The organism is uncultured Aquimarina sp. (assembly GCF_947496855.1).
Lineage (GTDB): Bacteria > Bacteroidota > Bacteroidia > Flavobacteriales > Flavobacteriaceae > Aquimarina.
In genome coordinates, this window is sequence record NZ_CANMED010000002.1 from 354,632 (window position 1) to 377,372 (window position 22,741).

Annotated in this window: 12 protein-coding genes; all 12 read right to left on the reverse strand. The window is 33.3% G+C overall.

Annotated features, from left to right (window positions below; genetic code table 11):
• Positions 1 to 194 precede the first annotated feature (194 nt).
• A complete protein-coding gene (locus Q0921_RS07635; RefSeq protein WP_299255620.1) occupies positions 195 to 1,757 on the reverse strand; it encodes a hypothetical protein in 1,563 nt (520 codons plus the stop codon).
• Between the two features lie 232 nt (positions 1,758 to 1,989).
• Entirely contained in the window at positions 1,990 to 2,949 is a 960-nt protein-coding gene (locus Q0921_RS07640; protein WP_299255622.1) for a 2-dehydro-3-deoxygalactonokinase, read from the reverse strand.
• A gap of 535 nt (positions 2,950 to 3,484) precedes the next feature.
• On the reverse strand, positions 3,485 to 5,566 hold the full coding sequence (locus tag Q0921_RS07645; RefSeq protein ID WP_299255624.1) for a T9SS type A sorting domain-containing protein: 2,082 nt from the start codon (positions 5,564 to 5,566) through the stop codon (positions 3,485 to 3,487).
• Between the two features lie 1,038 nt (positions 5,567 to 6,604).
• Positions 6,605 to 8,113, reverse strand: a complete 1,509-nt coding sequence (locus tag Q0921_RS07650; protein WP_299255626.1) for a sulfatase-like hydrolase/transferase — start codon at positions 8,111 to 8,113, stop codon at positions 6,605 to 6,607.
• A gap of 4 nt (positions 8,114 to 8,117) precedes the next feature.
• Positions 8,118 to 10,394 carry a beta-galactosidase gene (locus Q0921_RS07655; protein ID WP_299255628.1) on the reverse strand — a complete coding sequence of 759 codons (2,277 nt, stop codon included), beginning with the start codon at positions 10,392 to 10,394 and terminating at the stop codon, positions 8,118 to 8,120.
• A gap of 1 nt (position 10,395) precedes the next feature.
• Positions 10,396 to 11,856: a hypothetical protein gene (locus Q0921_RS07660; protein WP_299255630.1), complete on the reverse strand. Its 1,461-nt coding sequence runs from the start codon at positions 11,854 to 11,856 to the stop codon at positions 10,396 to 10,398.
• Positions 11,857 to 11,873: 17 nt separating this feature from the next.
• A complete protein-coding gene (locus tag Q0921_RS07665; RefSeq protein ID WP_299255632.1) occupies positions 11,874 to 13,760 on the reverse strand; it encodes a CRTAC1 family protein in 1,887 nt (628 codons plus the stop codon).
• Between the two features lie 4 nt (positions 13,761 to 13,764).
• Complete coding sequence (locus Q0921_RS07670) at positions 13,765 to 15,420, reverse strand: sulfatase (RefSeq protein WP_299255634.1); 1,656 nt, start codon at positions 15,418 to 15,420, stop codon at positions 13,765 to 13,767.
• Positions 15,421 to 15,616: 196 nt separating this feature from the next.
• The gene (locus Q0921_RS07675) at positions 15,617 to 16,750 is read right to left on the reverse strand and encodes a hypothetical protein (RefSeq protein ID WP_299255636.1); all 1,134 of its coding nucleotides are present in this window, start codon (positions 16,748 to 16,750) and stop codon (positions 15,617 to 15,619) included.
• Positions 16,751 to 16,753: 3 nt separating this feature from the next.
• The gene (locus Q0921_RS07680; RefSeq protein WP_299255638.1) at positions 16,754 to 18,676 is read right to left on the reverse strand and encodes an FAD-dependent oxidoreductase; all 1,923 of its coding nucleotides are present in this window, start codon (positions 18,674 to 18,676) and stop codon (positions 16,754 to 16,756) included.
• Positions 18,677 to 18,688: 12 nt separating this feature from the next.
• Positions 18,689 to 20,326, reverse strand: coding sequence for a sulfatase (locus tag Q0921_RS07685; protein ID WP_299255640.1), 1,638 nt, complete (start codon positions 20,324 to 20,326; stop codon positions 18,689 to 18,691).
• A 2-nt stretch (positions 20,327 to 20,328) separates the two neighbouring features.
• Entirely contained in the window at positions 20,329 to 22,710 is a 2,382-nt protein-coding gene (locus Q0921_RS07690; protein ID WP_299255642.1) for a beta-galactosidase, read from the reverse strand.
• Positions 22,711 to 22,741: the final 31 nt, after the last annotated feature.

The following is a 22,741-nucleotide window of genomic DNA, read 5'->3' on the forward strand; positions in this document are numbered from 1 at the left end:
TATACTATAGTAAAAATAGAGGTAATAAATAAAATAGACCTCTTTTCTAACAAATTAATATTAAAACTAATAAAAGCCTGAAATAAATATAAAATTAACAGGTTTCAAATACAACTTAAAAGATAGAATGAACAACAAAAACTCCTTTGATATAGAATCAAAGGAGTCTTCTTTAATTTAAAAAACTTATACAATTAGTTTGGAAAACTTGCAATATAATTAGTAATAGCACCAGAACCATTGCTACATACAGAGCTTGTATTTGACTTAATATTTTGAATAAATCCATTAGGAAAACCATTAAATCGTTGATTCGCCAAAGTTACTCTATAGTTCCCTCCTGTATTACCACCAGTAGTATTATCATAACTTAAAGCTACTGAAGGCCCGTGATATTCAAACCCATTGAACATATTTAAACTTGTACCAGGGTTTCTTAAACCGTTGCCCCAAATACTACACGGAATAAACTGTAAATGAATTTGTTTTATTTTTGCTCCTCTATCATTTTGATATTTTGCGGTAATATTTTTCACATTAGCGTTAGTAAAACCACCCGCTTCTAATCCATTTCCTATTTCACCTAATTGATTTTTAACAAAAGCGTTTCTAGGAGCAGTACTTGCAGCAGGAGATAATCTAACAGCCCATCTTCTTCCGTTATTACGTTTATAAGCTCTTCCAGATAAAGCAGTCCCATTGATGTTAAACTGATTTTCAATAAATTGTTGGAACCTTCTTTGTCCATCATTATTTATAGGAAATGTATCGTTTAGATCAAATAATTCTAAAAATCCTTTTTCGACTCTAACAGCAAAAGTAGATCCTGTAGCATTAACTTTTTCGACAGTTACTTTCCCGTTTTTAACAAAATGAGGAGAAAACATTACAGGCGTTATACCATTCGTATTTTTAATATTGTAAGCAAAAATATCCTTAATTCCTCCTTTTTTAGAACCATTCTTTAATTCACTTTTCATGACTATGTCATCAGTTTCCATTCTTAATGTAACACCTCCGTCACAATCTAGATTCTTGAATAGTACATTATCGGCACTGTAGGTTTGTATTAATCCGTATCCCGTATGAGATCCGGTTTGCTTAATATTTTCTATAACTCCATCAGCAGGACCAGGTCTGTCTTCTGAAGCTCTTCCTACATGAACTAACACTATAGAATTCACAGAAGATCTTCTGTCTTTGATATTTATGTCAGCAACTCTAAAGTTATCAACACGTCCAATTTTGACCACATTGACGTTTTGATTAACAAGATTCGTGGCGGAAATATCTACTGTAAATTTTTGCCCACCTTGTCCACTAATACTTACATTTTTAAGTCGTTGACCACCGCGACCAGCTCCTATGGAAAAGACACCTCCTCGTGTACCATCAAATTTAATTGTAGTTCCGCCAGCAATCTGTAAATGAATATTTGATTTTAAAGCCACTTTGTTCCAATTATAGGCTCTTCTAGGAATTTCAATAATAACACCTGGACCATCAGGCTTTGAATTTTGATTAATTAATTGGTTTAGTTGTGCAGTCGTTGTGCCGGTAAACTGAACTTTTCTAATATTTGACGCAGGTGGAGTATAAAAATTTGCATTTTGAAACTGACTAGGAGCTCTTTCTATAGCTGGACCTGTTTCTTTTAATGTTTCATCTAATTCTTCTAATTCATTAGAACAGCTTCCTAAAGCTATTACTACTAATAAAAGAAAGATTTTTTTTGACTTTCTAATTGTTGTTTTCATAACGTTTGTTAGTTTAAGTTTGTGTTTTAGTTAATTTTTTAAAAAAAATATCTACACAAATCTAAACCTAACAAAACCACTCTCATTTACGTAATTATTCCTGTTATAACATTATTTTACCTATTATTCGTTTTATTTGATAAAAATAATCACAAAAAAACTATAAATATGCAATTCAAACTCTTGTGGTCTTTGAATAGTTTAAGAGTATTTAACGAGTAAAACTTGTGTTTTATTTATTAATAGTAACTCCTTCAATCATTTTTTTATGACCGGTTATTAAAGCTTTATCTATTGCTTCTTCTTCAAAACAAAATACCCTGTCGGCTGATATAAAAGAAGTAAGAGCTCGTAAATACAACTCATTTAAAATTCCAGAAGACGACAAAAATATTTTTTCTTTTGTGTTTTTAAGATAAGCTAATTCACTTCCTATAAGCATCCCAGAAAGATAGTAGTAGTTTTTTTCCAATAAAGTATTATGAAGTAAATGATTTGCTCTTATCGAGAAAAAAGAAGACATGTGAGTGTTAGTTGTACCCACCTTTACACCTTCTAAAAAAGAGCCTATAAATTTAGAATCCCATTCCATTCTTTTTATTGAATTCGATAGAATACTATATTCACTAAAAATTTCAAAAAGTTCACCTGTCATAAAAGTGGTGAAATCATTTATTTTGTTTAATTTAAAATTAATATGTTTACTATGTGTTCCGGGTAAAATTAAAATACCTTCTGAATCCGCAGGTAAATATTCTATGAGACCTATTGCTTGAATCTCTTCTCCTCGCATTACATTATTCTTCGTTTTTAAACCAGATATCAATAGAATTTGAAAATCTTTTCCTAAAGATTTGAATTCAATAAATAAGTCTTCACAACTAAATGATATCGGCACCTTTGCGTACGGTAGTTCAGTCATACCAATAGCCGAAGTAATCATCCCAGAGGCAACTATCAATATCTCACCCTCCTTTAACTCTGTAAATAATCTTACTTGTTCTATAAGATAATCTTTAAAAAACTGTTCTTGCGAAACCCTGTCTTGATTTTTAAACTTTTGGTATAACTTATTTACACCCATATCAGTTTTAAACTCCTCTAAAACTTTCAAATTAAGTGAATCGATTAGTCGAATTCTAAAATTAGAAGTTCCCCAATCACAGCTTATAAATTGTTGTGGTAAAGTCATTTACTTTAACTATTTTAACTTTATGTATTAAATAACCATTGAAACGAAAGCAGAAGAAAACTTAAAAACTATATTGCGGATTTACAATAAAAAAATAAAACTCATATATTATAAATCCTTGTTTTCCTTGTTAAAACTATACTCCTAATCTCTATCCTATAGGATTCTAAAATTTTATTTTAGAGTACAGAAACTTACTTTCATTACAAAACAAAGAAACTAGACTAAGCTTCATCATTACGGGTTGTAACTACCCATTACTTACATTATTTTACCATATTTACATATTTCGTAAATGAAAATGAAATACTTTTTTTTGTATGATCAATCCTTTTTTGGAATCATAATACTTATAAACCCAAATTAAAAAGGAAAGTAGTATAAACAAATAGTTTTTCTAATATTAGTGCAGAGGTTAAATAACTATAAAGATAAATGCCTTCACAATTTAAAATTATGAAGACATTTATATAAAAACTAAACTATCGTTAATTAGTGAGTTTGTGTTTAAAAGTATATAATCTACTTTATGGTTTTATTTTATTATTAATTTCTTAGTAACAACTTTCTTCTTATTATTTATCTTCACAAGATATAAACCCTTAGGTAAACCATGTGTATCAAAAGAAGTAACTTCTCCTTGAACAACTTTTGTTTTTACTACTTTTCCTTTAGGATTAATAATTGATATTGTTGATCCTTTTCTAGATGTAATATTAACAACGTTTACTGTTGGATTAGGATAAACCTCAATCTCATTAGACAAAATAGATATATTATTAGAACTTTTGTTATTTCCGCAAGAACCAATTTCTTTCCATTGCCCTCTAGAGCAATCTAAATCAGCTCCAGGTTTACATTTACCATTACTTGAAATCAATCTAAATACTTTAGCTTCAAGTTTTACTCTATTCCCAATTGAATACTCACCACTCTTAACCCATTTAGGAATACTGGAACAGTTTACCTCATTTCCGTTTCCGTTTCCATTACCACAAGAACCTATTCTTTCCCATTGTCTTTCAGAACAGGTACTATCCCCTCCTGGCTCACATCTACCAGCGCCAAATATTAACTTATATACTTTACCTCTAAATTTAACTCTATCATCTCTTGAGTAATCATCAGAAGCATTCCATACAGGTATATTACCACAATTGATATTGTTATCAGTATTATCAGTACCTGTTGGCGCTAAACCTGCAGATCCTGGAGGAACTGGAATAGTAGTATTTCTTGTTTGCCCTGGGTTAGCTTCAACAGTTAAAGTTATGTCGTCAAAGAAATTTCCATCATCAGTTATAACTCTAAATGTTGCAGATCCTCTTTTTAAGGCAGTAACTATACCCGTCTTAGAATCTACTCTAGCAACATCCATACCTGAAACGCTATAAAAAGTGAAGCCTTTATTTGTAGCTTTTTTAGGAGCAATTACAGGTGTAAGTATAGTATTACCACCTACTCGTAATGGTACTTCTGATTCTTTTATAACTACATTATTCACATCAATTTTCGTACTTGGCTCACTAGTTGGTTCAAATACTTTTACGTATAAAACTTGCATAGTTTGTGGAAAGAAATCCTTAGCTCTATTTAAAACACTTGGATCCGGCAATACAAATCTATTACTACAAAATTGAGTGTACGGTGCTCTAATTCCCAAAGAAAAAGTAATTCTCATAGGGTTCGATGGGTCATTTTGCCATAATACATTTGGTTTTCTTCCTATTTCTTTTCCGTTAACGTACCAAACAATTTCTTTTTCAGTTACCAAACATCCAAAAATATTAATATCACGTGGCTCAAATTCGTGTGTTTCATTTCTTTGTGCTGCAGTATTTTGCTTTGGCCTCCACCATCTTCTTCCCGCAGTACTAGGTAAAGGTCCTACTGTCAAACCTCCGTTTGAATCTACTCTCGGTTTATAAGCTCCAACAGGTCTATTGAGTGTAGGGTCAAATTGTTGTACCGTCGAAGCAGAAGTAATAGCGTGTAAATTATGATCCATTACTTTTCTTGTTGCTTCACTTGTTCCTTCCTGAGTAATTTCTACAATATCAATTTCTGAATATCGTACCTGACCTACGTTTGCATTTGATCTTATGGTATTATATAACCAGAATGCCGGTGAAACTCCAGGGAAACCTGCACTTCCTTTTACAGCTGCTTCATAGTATCCATAAACAAAATCCGGTGTAGTACCTCTTAACATACCTGTTGAAAATCTAACAGGTGCCGTGTTACTATCTGGGAATCCATTTATACAACCTTTCGAAACTCTTTTTTCTGGAAAACCAGATTCCTTATATCTCGCGGTGATAAATAGGGAACCATTTCGCTGCTGGATATTTTCCTTATTTCTCCATACCCAAGTCTGCACATCTTCAGGAGTTTTAGCCCATTTCCTAGTATCATATTTAAAAGCTGGATCTGGAAAATCATCGTTTTTAAATAAATCTGACCTATCCCATCGTATTCTCCACGAAATATCAGGGTTATCTGCTTCTCCGTAAGGACGGATTCTTTCTTCGAAGGTCTTTTCATCGAATGTTTGACCAATAGAATTAAATGCTACAAATAAAATTGCAACAAGTGTAAAAAAATTATTTTTTTTCATTTTAATAGGTGTTTGGTTTTAAGGTTTACGATAGTTTAATAGTTTGGTTATAAATAAGTACGGATAAATCGTCTTGTGAAGGATAAAAGATCATTCTGCTTCTCTGGCTATATTAAATCTGTTCTTAAAAATTTTAATTTCTAAAAACATTAACCCCTACAAAACAATTTTCAATAGATATAGACTACGAATGTTTTGGAGATATTATGTATAAATTGATGTTTTAAAAACTTTGTGTTAAGTATTTTGAAGTTTCATTAATTAAGAAGTTTTGAATAAAATCACATTCTACAAGAATAGTATCAGAAAGGGTGTTTTTGGGGGAAAAGACAGGGATCATTTTTGGAGTTTATTAAGTTCTAATTTAGTTATACAAAACTACTTTTATCAAAAACATATCACATACATAAAATTACCTAAAGACTAAACTATCTTATCATCTTTATTTCAAAAAAAAAGACAAAAACACAATACAAAAAACTAAAAATCAAATAATTATAAAAAAAAATAGTTTACATTATATATATTCAAATAAAAAAATGGGGAATTTAGCTTCTATATAATAAATCTGTACAATACTTTTATTTTAGACGCTTTCTTTCAATCCATATAGCAATAAAGCATCTGATCTGGATCAAAAATAACTTGTATAAAATAAATTATTAATCCAACTAAAAATATAGCTAAGTGATTTTTGAGGTCCTCCAAAAAAAACTCCCATAGTTAAACTTATCAACCAAAATACAAAACCATAAAAATGATATAGCCCCCTGTTATTACGCATAATAAATATAAGCCAATTTACTATGGATCATTAACTTAAGACATAGGATAATGTTCAATTTTTATAATACCGATTATAAGAAATAGATATAAGCAAGCGATCCAAACTATTGGTATAAAAGATGGAATTCTAAATAAGCCAGTGCTTAAATTTTAAAAGTGTAATTAAACCAATATTAATAATTTAACATAAAGGCTCCGTATTTCTACGAAGCCTTCAATTAACAACAAATATTTAGCATCATTAAATCATTATTAATCAATACTAAATGTCTTTTCAAAATGAGGCATTTCGTCTATTTTCCATTCTTCTCCCGTCTCATTATTATGCCACCATCTTGGTTGAATATGTGTTCTGCTCCAAGTCTTTGCTTCTATAACTAATTTTTTAAGAATCTCTGCATGACTCGAACTAATATCTCTAGATTCATTAATATCTTCTTCAATATTAAATAGTTTCCATTTTTCTTGAAAGGCCTTTACTGCCTTCCACTTTCCATTTCGTATACCTACATCACTAAAACCATTTCTATGTCTCATTGTAAAAATATGTCCTCTCTCTTTCACTTCTTTATTCGCCAAAAAATCATCCCATATATTTTTACCCGTTAATATCTTATCAGAAGGAATTTTATTACCAGCTTCAGCTAATGTTGTTAGCGTAGGATATAAATCTAAGGCTGATACCGGATGATTATAAATCATCCCAGACGGCACTTTACCTGCCCAATGAAAGAACATAGGAACTCGATAACCACCTTCATACACACTGCCTTTCCCTTCTTTTAACGGAAAGTTATTCGCTCCTTTATCTAGTCTTCCTCCATTATCACTAAAGAATATAATAAGTGTATTTTCATATTCTCCTGTTGCCTTCAGTTTTTCAATCATTTTACCAACACCTCGATCTACAGCATAAACCATTGCAGCATATGTACGTCGATTTTTATCTTTTATATTAGAAAACATCTCCATATCTTCTTTTTTTGCCTCTAAAGGTGTATGTGGTGCGTTGTATGACATAAATAAAAAGAATGGATCATCTTTCTTCGAATATTCTTCTATGAATCGAACACCTTGATTTGATAAAACGTCTGTCAAATACTGATTATCATCTACCACTTCTTTTCCATTATACTCTAAAGGACTCAAATAATCCCAAATGACCTCCGTACCTTTTGCTTTTGCTTTTGCATACTTAGTTTTGTAATCTTCTGGATGATAATTATGTCCTCCTCCCAGAAAGCCATAGAAATCATCAAAACCTCTGTTGTTCGGATGATATTTATCAATAGCGCCTAAGTGCCACTTGCCAACCAACCCAGTTCTATAACCAGATTCTTGCAGCACCTTACTCATAAAAGTCTCATTAGTATCAATCCCTTTTCCTATTGTTTCACTATTAGGAGGTAAATTAAATTGAGCACCAATAGTATGTGCATAACGCCCTGTCATTATACCTGCACGACTCGGGCCGCAAAATGGATGGGGAACATAGGCAGAAGTTAACTTTGTTCCTGTTGAAGCCAAAGCATCTAAAGAAGGTGTTTTTATGTCGTTTGATCCATTGAAGCCTACATCCGCATATCCTAAGTCATCGCACAACACCAATAAAATATTTGGTCTTTTAGTTACTGAGGTTAATTTTGTATTTATTGCTATAGTCTTGGACTCATTCTCGGTATTATCAGTTCTTGGGGAATTGCATCCTACAAAGCATAATATCATTACACTACCCCATATAAATACTCCTATTTTTTTCATCATTTTAATTTTTTATAAATAATACTTGGTAAGGTTTAATAACGATATCATCCTCCATTGTTGTTCCTGTTATTATATCTTTAAATCCCTTTAATTCTTTATCTTCTCTGGTTTTTATTCTAAGTTCTATCGTTTCCTTTCCTGTACTAGTAATAGATAAGATATGTTTACCTTCCGTATCTGTAATAACTCTCCAAAGGCATTTTTTTGAAGTAGCTCCGCTATTTTCAACTAGTTCAATTTCGGGAAGAAGATTTTTATTTTCTAAATATTTTAAACTTTTAGATTTCATTTCTACCAGAGACGTAGTCCTAATAATTTTACCTTGACTTGCAACTAACTCCGGTAATTTAAACCCATATTCATCTCCTTTTAAACTTTCATCATCTATAAAAACCACACCACCTTTATAAAGGTAGTCTTGGATTTGAGATAATTCATCTTGAGTTACGCGAGGAGTTTTATATATGAGAACAGCATTCCATTCTTTATGATCTATTCTTTTCAAAACATTTTGTGTCACAAAGCCTAAGGACAATCCCTCAAAACTAAGACTCTCATAGAGCTCAAATTGCTCATCCATATACTCAGTTTTGTTCTTTGCACTGGTCTTTGAATAAAATAGACGTAGAGGTTTGCGCTCATTTTGAAAAAGTGTTATCTCTTCAGAATATGTATTAAGATCTATCAACGTGTTTTCTACTTCATAAGTAACTCGCGGCTGGTGGTTATTAGAACCTGCATAACCCTTTAGAGTTCCTTTTCTTAACGAGCCATCTAACCTCCTAGGCCAGTACCAGGTTTGGGTTGCATTTAATCCTAGTGTATGTGCGCTCCAGTAAGATGCTCGTACATAAGCAGGATCCATATACAAATCTCTAGAATGGTTACCACTTAAAAAATGACTTTCAGAGTTCATGTTAACTTGATCTGGCTGTAATGATTTAAGAAAATCATATCCCATAAATAGTTCTCTCCAGTTCCAGCTGTAATCTTTCATCCAGGTAGCTTTACTAGGTCTATCCATCGTATAATGGGATGCGGCATCATTACCGTTTATGCCACTTAACTCGATAATTGCTTCCCAATCTATTCCTGCGTCTGGATTATTATCTGTAAAAATAGAAGGCATCACTTTTACGTGTATACGGGCATTATTATCATATTTTTTAAGCTCTGTTATCAAAAAACTGATCCAATCAGTTACTCGATCTTCATTAAAAGTTGACCAATCATACCATTTAGGAGTTCCCGTTTCTGCAAATTCTACAGGTAATGAAGCAATTAACTCATCATAATTATCAAAGTTAGTCTGCCAGATTTTATTAACATTAGATAGCGTTCCATGCTTTTGAACAAGCCAAATTACAAATTTATCCGTAGTATAATGAGATACCTCAGAGCCATACCAGTTTGCCTTTTTCCTATTTACATAATTACTCCATCTAGGCTCATTAATTAGCATATATCCTAGCTGGCTAGCTTTGTCTTTATGAAAATAAGGTATGGTTTTTTTGAATAACTTTGCATATACATCTCGAGCTCCTGGATTATCTATATCATAATGGGTAAATGGTTTTCCCATAATCGTATCAAAATCTTCTCCATAAGCTTGCTTAGTCCATACTGGCATATTAGTATGTGAAACAAATACCACTCCAGCTTCTCCTGTTTTACCTGATTTATGTTTTTCTAACCAGCTCTTTTTTAGATCACCTTGTATATTAATTAAGTCATTAGGGCCTATTAAAGAACGGTCCATCGAGCCAAAATATTCATCTAGCACCTTAGAACTTTGTTGCCATGTATAATCTGAGAGAAAGACAGGTTTCCCGTTATCAAGAATTTGATTGCCTTTTATTTCTAGATTAGACCAGTCTGGTCTCCTGTAGTTTTCTCGTGTAGTTATACCGTTAAGTAAATCTGTTGCCTGCTTGATACTTTTTTCTAGCAACAGAACTACATCTTTTCGTTCAAATTCTGGAAGGTTCTTCGCATAAGCAGCCGCATTATCTTTGTATAGCTTATAATTTTTAAAAACAGCTAGGTTTGTTTCTTCATTGCGCTCGTCCCAGTCCGCATATTTTAAAAACTCTTGAGATGTTGCGATAGCTAGTTTTTCTTTGTAAGAATTTATTCCCTTTTGTTCTAGCTTTGTAATTAAAATTTCTAATTCCTTAATTCTAGATTGCGCCATACTAGCTGTAGTGGTCGTTTCTTTTAACGTGCTACAACTGGCTCCTATAAGGATAATGAGTATAATAGAAAATACTTTTTTCATATTAGTTAATTATAGTATGATCTAATAAAATTTCCTTACCATCTACATTTTTTATGTAAACTACTATGGATGCAGCTTGTTTTGCTAATTCAATTGTTGTGTTTAAATAGAACACCTCTAGTGGGTTAACTTCCTGTAATTCTTTTACTTGAATAATTTTACCATTCATATCCATGACCTTTAAACTGGTTTTGCCCTCACTAAAAACACCGTATTTTCCGGTAATTATATTTGAATTCTTGCTAACAGTAAGTTTTTTAGTTGTTATACCAGCTAGATTAACCGCAATAACTGGAGCATCTTCTATTTGCGCAGCACCATGAATTTCTTTGTAATTAAAACTTTCATTTGGACTTAACTCATAAAGTGGTGTTTGTACCTCAGTCTCAATATAACCTTCTGATAAACCGCTGCAAAAAACAGCATTATTTAAACCATGATCATATTCTAATTTAGGATTATAAGGTTCCATGATTTTCGCAAAAGCAGTACTGGTTTTCTTGTTTACATAACACAACCAAGATTCTGAAGCAATCATATGAATGCCCGCCATTTGATTATAGTCATATTCTATCTCATAAATTCCTGGTGCTACTTCCCCATTCCAATTCGTTCCATGATTATAATATTTTTCAATATGTTTTGGATTATTTTTATCCAGTTTAAAACGATTACGATTAAGATATCGCCAGCGCTGATCTGGATTTGTAGTTATTTCGAATTGCTCTCCGTTCGGTAATTTTAAATCTTTATTAAAAGGCACATAAGCCACATAATTTTCACCATCATGTAAACCTAACTCAGTTTCAGAAACATGCTGACTCGATATTTTCAAACCACGCTTTACGGTAGTATTTCCAACATTTTTAAGTATATGGTCTATGTAGACTAAGCTGCTATTAGGTTCTATGTAAAGTATTCTAGAATATTGTAATTCTTCTTCAATTTTAACCGGATGTACGAAACCTTTGTTCCCAAAAAACCTTGGTACTGGTAGTTGCTGTATTCCAGAAGTAGCTTCAATGGTTTGAAATCCTAAATCATTTTCACCTACTTTAACATCATAAGTGGCTGCTCCAATAATTACTGGTGGCGGCCAACGCTTACCTCTTTTCCCTTCCTTATCTACGGAACAATTTTCATAAGGTAATGGCACTAACCTATACCCTCCAAAGTTTCGCCATTCATTTTGCTTTATTTCATCTGTTGCCGAGAATGTTTTTCCTAACATTTTTGAATTTATCCATAACGAAGGAACTTCTCCTAAATTATATTCTAAAATTCGTCCGCCAGCATCTGGGACTACAGCTAAACTGATGTACTTGTTTTTTGCGACGTGAACGTTTTTCCAATTCCAATTTTTATAATTCTCTTTAATCAAAACTGTTTCAGTTTGCTGTGCTTTACAATTGAGCACAACCAATACTGTTACAGTTAAAAAAAATGTGTTTATAGATTTCAATTTGAGGATGATTTATATTAGTTTATTTTACTCGTTCCAATGGTATATCTTGTATTTAATTTATTAATAAATACATTTGCTTGCTCACCATTACTCCACAAAACTGTTGCTGATTCTATTTTTTCACAAGCACCTAAGCCTACATGCAATTGTGTATTAAAACTATGCGAATACGATGATGATGTTTCACCCACGATTCTTTTGTATGTGTTTCCACATGCATTAATCGTTAAAACAGCTCCCATTGCAGTTGCTTTTCCTGAAGGCGAATAACCTACATTTATAAGCACGTATTTATCTGATATTGAGTTATAATTATTTGTGAACAAATGCCATTTACCACGTTCATTTGCAAATATGATGTCTAAATCACCATCTTTATCATAATCAAAGGCATCTGCACCCATTCCTGTTGCTCCTAACTCTGTGGTAATAATCCCATGATTATCTGCACGACTGTATCCTTTTCCTTTGTTGTTAATGAGAAGAATTTGCTTTGTTTCTACAGCAGGATTTCCAAATCTTAGCACAAAAATATCCGACCATCCATCATTATTAAAATCGCCTACTGCGCTGCTGCTAGTTTGCCCTTTTATATCAATTCCCTGAGCACTAGTAACATCTACAAAAATACCGTCACGATTCTCTAATAACTTTGCCGGCATACTTTTAAGCTCTATAATTTTAGGTGCTTTCATAACGTTATGAATAACTCCAGATGTAGGAGATTTTGTAAATCCACCTATACGCCACATATTGCCACCCACATATCCTATGTAAAGACCTTTTTCCGAAATATCCTCAGGAAACCCCTCTGCTTCTTCCTTTTGTATTTTCACATCATGATGGCCGTGCTTATCCAGCGTGCGTGTCCATTCCTTCTTTTTAGCACCCATAAAAATTCTAAAATCCGGAAAAGACATCTGTAGATTTTCAATAAAGAAATCTCCTTCAATTTCTAAATCATCATATTTGATAGCCTTGGTCCGAGCAAAAAAGTAAAATGTCTTCTTTTCTTCATTATAATCACTTTCTATTCCAAATGGCTCCTTAGATCTCGTTAAAAACAGATCAAAATCTCCATCATTATCTATATCTATTTGAGAAACACTATTCACATTACTCAAGTTCATGAAATCTGGAATTATAGTTTCAGATACATTTTTGAATCCCCCAGTCTGTTGGCTTTGAACTGCGGTTACATTTTTGCGGCCATGCGCTAAAAAGTCTTTTGTATTATCTGTATTAAAATCTATTAATGATATACGAGTATCAAAGCGATTTCCATATGGAAGATGTTCTATAAAATTAAAGCCTTTTTCATCGTTTGCTTGATATAATACGTTTGCTCGTTCTAATTTATCTTTATGAGGAAAAACAGATGTTATTAAATCTAATTTACCATCAAGATCATAATCAATCAACTTAGCTGCACGACCACTTCCACCTTCAAAATGCTCAAAAGCATCTCCTCCAAAAATTTTGCGGTTTTTTTGTACCTGAAAAACTTTCACTTTTCTAGGTTTTTTACCACCTCCCCCACCAGGTTGTACAATGACATCCATAATACCGTCCATATTATAATCTGCAACAGCAATACCATGCGTATCCCCGAAAATAAAAGGATCTCCTTTTTCAAATACTCCCTTATTATTCCAAAATAACTCAACTCTTCTAGAATGATCCGTAAGAAGTAAATCTAGAAAACCGTCTTGATCAAGATCTGCAATAACAGCGTTATCAAACTTTCTACGATTACGATTTTCTAGTGAAATAATATTTTCATTTTCTGAAAACACTATTTCACTTTCATCTTTTTTGGATTGTGAGATACAACAAGTTGAGACAAATAATAACAAAATGATCCTTACTAAATATACACGATATAAAATTTCTAAATCCATAAAATTATTTTGCTTTATTTCCTTCCCAACCTTTATTAAATTGGATCATAAGTTCATTTACAATTTTCGGATTACTTTGAGCAATATTTACAGTCTCATTAGGATCAGATTTATGGTCAAATAATTCTATGAAAACAGGTTTTTCATCTTTATTTTTATAATTTTTCCATACAATAAAGCGATATCTATCGGTTCGCATTGCGTACCCCATTAAGTCATTTTCAAATAAATTTCTATCCCATTTCTCACCTTGTTGCGCTATTATTTTTTCTTCTACTTCTTCTATCAATGGTCCAAAATAAGTTTCACGCATACCTTTTGATAACGGATTTGCCGCCCATTCTCTCAATGCAGGTGTTGGAAATTGGCTAAATGCTGCATCTTTCCATTTTCTCTCCGGATTATCCAGTAATGGCACAAAACTTTGTCCCTCGAGATGAGCTGGCTTTTCTAATCCAGCGAGTTCGACCAATGTCGGATACATATCAACCAATTCTACTAAAGCATCTGTTTTTTTACCTATGCTATTTGCTGACATATCAGGTGTCCAAATCATCAAAGGAACCCGTGTTCCAATTTCATAATTTGTCGCTTTTCCCCAAATTCCCATATCACCTAAATGCCAACCATGGTCACTCCAAACAATGATAATTGTATTATCTCTCACTCCAGCATCTTCTAGGCCCTTAATCATTTTCCCTATTTGAGCATCAATATAGGATACGCAGGCAAGGTATGCGTGCTTCAATGTTTTTGCCATCTCATCATCAATATCTCCTTTCTTTGGAATTCCAAATCTTGCACGTAATTCAAAAGAAGGATGCAACCCCATAGTTGCGCCATTTTTGGGCATATTCTTATACTCAGTCAGTTTTACATCCTCACGATTGTATAAATCCCAATACTTTTTTGGTGCCAACCAATCCAAATGCGGCTTTTTCATTCCCATTCCCAGAAAGAAAGGCTTATCAGGATTTTTTTCTAACATGTCTCTCAATGTCACAATAGCTAGTTCAGCATTATAACCATCCTCGTAGAACGTATCTGGTACATCTGCATTTTCGTAAGCTGGTCCTTTACCTAAACCGTTTCTCGGTGCATTTGGCCCATATCTGGCAATCATATCTGCCCTATTCTTTTTGAACATTTCTTGACTTTCTGGATTTGCAAATCCCCCAGGTGTATCACTTTTTTCAACTGTCATTTTATTAATTGCCGGAGTTCTACTCCAAGAAAGCTCTGGATCTGCAAAGGCTGGTTTATGATAAATCTTACCTGTATGTACAGTTTCATATCCATTGTTTCTAAAATGTTGCGGAAGTGTAATTATATCTGGATTAGCCTCTCTAAAATATGTGAAATTCTCCACTACGCTTATAGTTTCTGGTCTAGCACCAGTCATTAGACTTGCTCTAGATGGACTGCAAATAGCCTCTTGACAATAAGCGCGATCAAACAATAAACCTTCACTTGCCAACTTGTCCAAATTTGGAGTGACTGCAATATCAGAACCATAAGCTCCTATTTCTGGTCGCAAGTCATCAATAGCAATAAATAAAATATTAGGTTTCTTTTCGAAAATTTCTTCTTTGCTTGTTTCTTTTGATTTACAACTTAGGACAAGTCCTAAAAAACCAATAAGAATAAGACGTATTTGCATATTTAATTTATTTAAATTTGGTTTCACAATTTCATTAAATTCAACCATATTTCAACTACTGATATTATCTTATATGTGCAATATTTTACCCCTGCAATCTCCACTAATTATTTTAAAATAGCGCGAAGTACAACAATCGTCATAATCTGGCACTTTAGTTTTACAACAAGATAGTGTCGAAATCAATATCAATAGATTATAATTTCTGCTTATGAATCTTATAAAAATTAGATATGCGTTCTTTTTGACTATTATCAAGTTTTTGATTTGTTAAAAACCAATAAGCGCGTCTTGCAATTAAAAAATTTGAGTCCAATAGTGGCACAACATTTTGATTAACAACAGAAGAATTTGGATTCTTATTCTGCATCAGTTCTAACAAGGCAGTTACTTCTTGAAAAGATTTTAGTCGATTCAATTCTTTGCTTAAACTATCTAAATACGTTTTGGATATATTAACCTCTGAATTATTCAACGAACGAACTGCCGCTAGTTTTTGCTTTTTCGCACCTTGTAAAAATAAGTCTAATATGGCTTGCAAATAAATATCGGGGGTAGCGTTTTCTAAGTAATCAAATGTTTCTCGAAGTAAATTATCTTCGTTTGCTGCACGCTGAATAATGGCTTCTACAAATGGTTTATAATAATTATTTTTTTCTTTCAAAACACTTAAAGCAATATCAAAATAGACTTCATTTTTATTCGAAATAAACATTTTTAATTGCTCGATAGAAGTAGATTCACCTGTTTTTTTCTTAATTACAGAAACGATATTTCCATTTGCCCAATGCCACAAGGTATAACAGGTTAGGGCCGCACCAGGAACTGTATCTTTGTCGTCTAACTGTAAAATTGTAGCACCAGAAACAGCATCAATACCCTGATCTCCTATTGTACTGGGAACTGTCCAAATATCTTCAATAAAAATATCTTTGAAAGGCGAATTCTGATTTTCTAAAATACTATGCAGTTTTTTGTAATCGTTGGGTTCAAATAAGTCGGCTTCATATTTTTCTAAAGTAGTGCCTTTCTGAAGTCTATAATTTTGATATCCTCCAATATTATTCCAATATAATGTCACAGGAATGACCTTACAAACCTCTGCTAAACAAATCACGGATTTAACATCCATATAATATTCAATAGGAAGACCTTCTTCATTTTGCACTTCTGTAAGCGTTGTTTTCACAGCATATTTCTCTCCAGGATGCTTAATTAAAACTGTGTGTTTAATTTCATTGAATTCGGATTGCCTTTGGGAAACAATCCCATTGAAAATAAAAATCAGTGGAATTAACCACAAAAATGCTATTTTAGTTTGACTTATCATTAATTAAACATAACAACGTATTTCGAATAATTTTACATTTTTTTTACCATAAGTTTCAGTCATTTTAACTCTAATAGCTGTTGTTTTGATGGTCTCGAACTTCAATTTAATTAAACGTGTTCTATTAGCTTCAATTTTGCCAAGGTTCTTCCATTGTCCATTAACGCGACCTTCAAAACTTAAGGCTTTCAACATTTCCTTAGGAATATGGTTACCATATAAATCATCATTTCTACTATCCTTACGCATCATGATATTACGTTTTAGATTGGTATCGCACTTTAACTCTATATTAGAAAGTGAGATTAGATTCTCCCATTCCATTTGAATTTCAGCAGATAAACCATCCGATTGCCAATGATTAATTTTACCGTCAATATCTCTCGACATCCCATTAGTTAAATTATTGACATCGCCTGAAGATGTTGAAGAAGCAAATATTAAATTAGCTTTTCTAGCTAGATCATTAGCATCTTTTGCAGGTCGCTTTGGAATAAACGCATCATCTCTAAGCAATTGCTCCTGTAATTCATTAACATGCTTTTGAGCGACTTCTCTAGGTAAGATATTCCTTTTATTGCAAATTGTTGCAGCTGTACCAACCGCTTGTCCTTGTAATGCGCAAGTAGCCATAATTCTACTCGATGATAAAGCGATATGTGTCTGACTCACATTACGACCAGCAAACATTAAATTCGAAATATTCTTAGAATACAAGCTTCTAAACGGAAATTGATATACTTCTTTAAAATGATAATGGAAATAACTTGGTGGCTCTGAAATATTTTCAATTCCTCCAGGATTATGTTCATCTAGAGACCATCCACCAAAAGCTATAGCATCATCGAAATGCTTATGCTCTGTCATATCACGTTCAGAAACAATATAATCTCCAATAAAACGACGAGATTCTCGTCTACCTGGTAAAGACCCTACCCAGTCTAAAGCCAAATTTTCTGCTTCGGGAAACTTTCCAGAATTTTTAATATAATCCCAAACGCCATGGAGAAACGCCATTAATTTATGACGATTTTTTTCTGCATCTGCAATAATATCATCGTTACTACCAATTTCTATCCACCAAATACCATCTTTAAACCATTTAAAATGTCTACGTGAATGTGCACCCTCATGTGTGTATTTTATAGCGTAGGATGGTGGAGAGTATTTCATTGGTCTTCCCATATCTTTTGAAGACATTAAAAGTGTAGCCCCCATCTGCCAGCCATCTGGCTCATCTGGTGCGAAAGTTTCGTTAAATTCGGCCTTACCTTCTCTACCTGTTCTGTATTCTGCACCAGCAGTTGCGGCTAATAACCCGTCTCCTGAACAATCAATAAAAATAGGTGCATTGATGGTGTACATTTTTTCGGTTGTAGCTTGCCAACATACTGCCGATTTAATTTTATCGCCATCCATTACAGCCTCAATAGCTTGTGTATTTAGCATCAAAGTTAGATTGGGTTCACGAACAACAAAATCGTACAAGACGTGATCAAAAACAGGAAAAGATTCTTGCTCATTTTCGAAACGATTATGTAATAATATTTCTTCTATAATACCTGTTTCACGCTCTGCTTTTCCTTTGATATTATTAACACCATTTAGATGCACTCGTATTTCGCTTGAGGCATTGCCTCCTAAAGCAGGTCTATCTTGAATCAATACCGTTTTTGAGTCATTTCTAGCTGCGGCAACAGCAGCACAAATACCAGCTGCTCCTCCACCAATAACTGCAACATCATAATTAACTATTGGTTTTCTATTTGGTGTACCTGTTTTTCCTGTTCCTAAATGATACCATTTATCTTCGATTTTATCGTAAACCATATCTTTAGAACTAGCACAAGAAGCAAATACCATTGGCACTACTCCAGCTGCAACAGCTGCTGTCGTTCCTTTCTTAAAAAAATCTCTTCTCTTCATGTTTAGGGTATTTTATTTCATTGGACTATTTCCTTTCCAGCCTTTGTTGAATTGAACCATCAATTCTTTAACAATTTCAGGATTAGTTTCAGCGATATTTTTTGTTTCTGTTGGGTCTATTTTATGATCAAACAACTCAATAAAAACGGGTTCTTTTTCTGGATTTGCTCTATCTTTCCAAACCACAAACCTGTATTGTTCTGTTCGCATTGCATACCCCATCAAGGTGTTTTCAAACAGATCTCTATTCCATTTATCGCCTTGTTGTATTTTAATACGTTCTTCGACTTCATCTAATAATGGTCCAAAATACGTTTCCCGCATAGCTGGTCTGAGCGGAAAAGCTCCCCATTCTCTTAATGCAGGCGACGGAAATTGACTAAATGCAGCACCTTTCCATGGCGCATTTGGGTTTTCTAGTAAAGGTTTAAAGCTTGTACCTTCAACATGATTAGGGATTTCTATTTCAGCTAAATCTGCTAATGTTGGATACATATCAACCAATTCTACCAAAGCATCAGTTGTTTTTCCTCGACTTCCTTTTGGCATATCTGGTGTCCAAATCATTAAAGGGACACGTGTCGCAATTTCATAATTAGTTGCTTTCCCCCAAATTCCCATATCTCCTAAATGAAATCCGTGGTCACTCCAAACAATGATAATTGTATTATCACGAATGCCTTCATCTTCTAATGCGTTAATCATCTTACCGATCTGTGCATCCACATAACTCACACAAGCCAAATAGGCATGTTTTAAAGTAATCGCTAGCTCCTTGTCTATTGGTCCTTTCTTAGGAATTCCACTTCTTACTCGGAGTTCAAAAGATGGATGCAATCCCATTTCGGCTGCATTTTTTGGTTTTTTCGTTTCTATGGCAAGGTTAATATCATTTCTATTATATAGATCCCAGTATTTTTTTGGTGCTACCCAATTTAGATGTGGTTTATTAAAGCCTAAACCTAAAAAAAAAGGTTCCCCATTTTTTTTAGCAAGCATTTCTTTCATCGTAGCAATAGCTAATTGAGTGTTGTAACCATCCTGATAGACATTATCCGCTACATCAGCAGATTCATATGCTACACCAGAAGCCAAACCATATTTAGCCACGTTGCCATATTTCGCTACCATTTCTTTTCTAACTTTAGCACGCTTTTCATTATTTTCTTTTAAAGCAAATCCTACCGGCTTTTTTATCCCTTTTTTCTTCATACTATCTACAGCGGGAGATCTACTCCAAGATCTTTCGTCATCTAAATCGCTATGATGAAATATTTTTCCTGTATAAACCGTTTCATATCCGTTTTGCATGAAGTACTGTGGAAGTGTTACAACATCAGGATTTACCTCTCTAAATTTGATGTAATTATGAAAAACACCACTTGACTCTGGTCTTATTCCGGTGAGTACACTTGCTCTAGAAGGACCGCAAATGGCTTGCTGGCAATGAGCATTGTTAAATTGCAAACCTTGACTTGCCAGTTTATCTAAATTAGGGCTTACAGCAATTTCTGAACCATAAGACCCTAATTCTGGACGAAGATCATCTATGGCAATAAATAATATATTGGGCTTCTTATTTTCTTCAACTTCTTGCTCATTACAAGCAAAAAGTAACAATAGTATAAATATTCCAAAAATTCGATTCATTGTTATTTGATTTTCAATAACAATACTTCTTCTGAGGCTAAATTGAATTCCGCATCAACCGGATTAGATGTCATTAAATTTTTGATAGTTATTGATGCTCTAGATTTTAAAGATAATTTAATCTTGGTTGTGCTATGACCTACATTAAGTAAATTAACTAAATAGGAACCATCCTCTTCCTTAACAACACGTGAGATGGTTGTTTTAAAATCTTTACCGTTATCGGATTCAATAATTACTTCAGGCATGTGGTCAGCAACTTCAGCCAAAGCTATTTTTTTGATTTCAGTTATATCCGCATTTTTTAAAGTCATAAGCTTTCCTTTACCTGTCATTAGTTTTTCGGTACGTTTTTTACCATATTCATTCATTGATAAACTTTCCGATGAATCTATAATTACAGTACCTCCATTATCTAAATAGGATTGTATCGCAGCGAACTCAGCATCAGTAACATATTTTGTATTATGGACAACAACCACATTCCAAATACTGTTGTCTTGCGTTTCAATTATGTTTTTTGTAACAAAACCTAATGGTAGTCCTTCAAAAAATAAAGACTTATACAATTTTCCGGTTTGGGTCATGTATTTAGGTGTATTAATAGCAGAAGTTTCTGAATAAAATAAACGTAACGGGCGAGGCTGTTCACGAAGTGCTATAATCTCTTCAGAGAATGAATTCAAATCATACATTACTTGAGTAACTTCATTGGCAATGTGAGGTTGCATATTATTGGAACCAGCATATGCTCCACCTAAACCAGGATCGAAAAAATTTAATTCCCCCTCTAAACGGTCTTCTGGTGATCCATCTGGATCGCGTGCCCAAAACCATCCCATATTAGCATCCATTCCCATTAAAGTTGATAACCAATATACATTACGAACGTAACTTGTTCGTGCTTCCATATCCCTCCACATTCCTGAAGAAAGAAAATGAGACTCGGAGTTAACGTTAATTTTATTTGGACTAACTGACTCTAAAAAATCATGTAAAATTGCCATTCCATCCCATTTATAAGCATATTGCTTATGCCAATCCGAATTAATATGTGATCTGATACTTGGACCACCAAGAGCTTTAGCATCATGGCCAATCATAGTAGTTAACTCGGTAAGCGCTTCAAAATCCATTCCGTGAGAACGTGAATCTTCATAAAAAGTTCTCGGGAATAATTTTATGTGTGTATCTGCCTCTGGATTAACTGCATGTAATTCATCTTGATTAAACGTAAACCACTCTGTAGTTCTTTGCATATTATAACGACTCCAGTCATACCAAATAGGCTTACCTATTAAGGACTTATCAATTGGTATTTTAATATCAACCTTATTAAAGCTACTAAATTTAGTATCCCAATTAGTATTTAATTTATTGATGTTGTTCTTGTATTTATTTTTCAACCAAGACCTAAATTTATTTAAAGTATAGGATGAAATTTCATTCATCTCTTTATACCGATGTGTCCAATGTCCTTTTTCTGAATACCAATGTGGTTCGTTAGCAAAAATATATCCTAACTCGGTGACCTTTTTACCTTTGGTTAATTCTCCTGTATGACGTATAATTTTCCCCCATACATCTCTAGCCAATGGATTATCAATATCAAAACCTGTGAATAAAGAACGACCTTTTCTAATTTCTGGTTCTTTTGCCTCTACCCATTCTGGAATACCCATAGACCAATAAATCAGAAAACCGATATTGGTATCTGGAATACCTGTAAGTTCTTTCATTAGCTCTTCATCAAACGTCCCATCTTCTTTTAATAGAAAAGAATTGATAGCACGATCATGATCTACTGGATATAAGTTTTCTCCTCCATGAAAAATAGCACCTAGATGATCGTTGTAAACAGCATCATTCGTCAAGGGTTGCCCTACTGTTTTTGAAAAATAATCATATGGAAAAGATGGCTTTCCATTACTTACAAACATATTATCCGCTGCCTTGGCATTTTTCCAATCCACTTTAGATACAGGACGACGTTTTATTTCTCCTTTTAATTCTCTATTCAAATCCTCAATACTTTTATCTAATATCTGGATAACTTTTGTACGCTCATAATCAGGAAGTTTTTCTGCTAACGAATCTTTGTTTTTAGCATAAAAACGCTCGTAACCGAACAACTTTGAAACTGCATTTTTATTCGCTTCGTCCCAATCTGCAAATTTCAGGAACTCTTTAGAGAACCATATTGTTGTTTCTTCTCTTGTTACATCTAAAGATTTTTCTTCCGCTTTACTCATTAAACTCTCAAGATGTTCAATTTTACCAAGAGCTTTTTCTTTAAGCGTTTTATATTTTTTTTCTGATTTTGGACTACACGCGCTAAGAAGAGTGATGAATAAAAGTCCTAATAATAATGGTTTATTTTTCATGAATTTAGACAATTGAGAGTAGTATATAGAA

What these genes read in the sequence shown, in the direction of transcription:
- Q0921_RS07650 (WP_299255626.1), bottom strand. Translation starts at nt 8,113, where the DNA reads ATGAAAAAAATAGGAGTATTTATATGGGGTAGTGTAATGATATTATGC.
- Q0921_RS07640 (WP_299255622.1), bottom strand. Translation starts at nt 2,949, where the DNA reads ATGACTTTACCACAACAATTTATAAGCTGTGATTGGGGAACTTCTAAT.
- Q0921_RS07645 (WP_299255624.1), bottom strand. Translation starts at nt 5,566, where the DNA reads ATGAAAAAAAATAATTTTTTTACACTTGTTGCAATTTTATTTGTAGCA.
- Q0921_RS07635 (WP_299255620.1), bottom strand. Translation starts at nt 1,757, where the DNA reads ATGAAAACAACAATTAGAAAGTCAAAAAAAATCTTTCTTTTATTAGTA.
- Q0921_RS07680 (WP_299255638.1), bottom strand. Translation starts at nt 18,676, where the DNA reads ATGAAGAGAAGAGATTTTTTTAAGAAAGGAACGACAGCAGCTGTTGCA.
- Q0921_RS07675 (WP_299255636.1), bottom strand. Translation starts at nt 16,750, where the DNA reads ATGATAAGTCAAACTAAAATAGCATTTTTGTGGTTAATTCCACTGATT.
- Q0921_RS07685 (WP_299255640.1), bottom strand. Translation starts at nt 20,326, where the DNA reads ATGAATCGAATTTTTGGAATATTTATACTATTGTTACTTTTTGCTTGT.
- Q0921_RS07665 (WP_299255632.1), bottom strand. Translation starts at nt 13,760, where the DNA reads ATGGATTTAGAAATTTTATATCGTGTATATTTAGTAAGGATCATTTTG.
- Q0921_RS07670 (WP_299255634.1), bottom strand. Translation starts at nt 15,420, where the DNA reads ATGCAAATACGTCTTATTCTTATTGGTTTTTTAGGACTTGTCCTAAGT.
- Q0921_RS07690 (WP_299255642.1), bottom strand. Translation starts at nt 22,710, where the DNA reads ATGAAAAATAAACCATTATTATTAGGACTTTTATTCATCACTCTTCTT.
- Q0921_RS07655 (WP_299255628.1), bottom strand. Translation starts at nt 10,394, where the DNA reads ATGAAAAAAGTATTTTCTATTATACTCATTATCCTTATAGGAGCCAGT.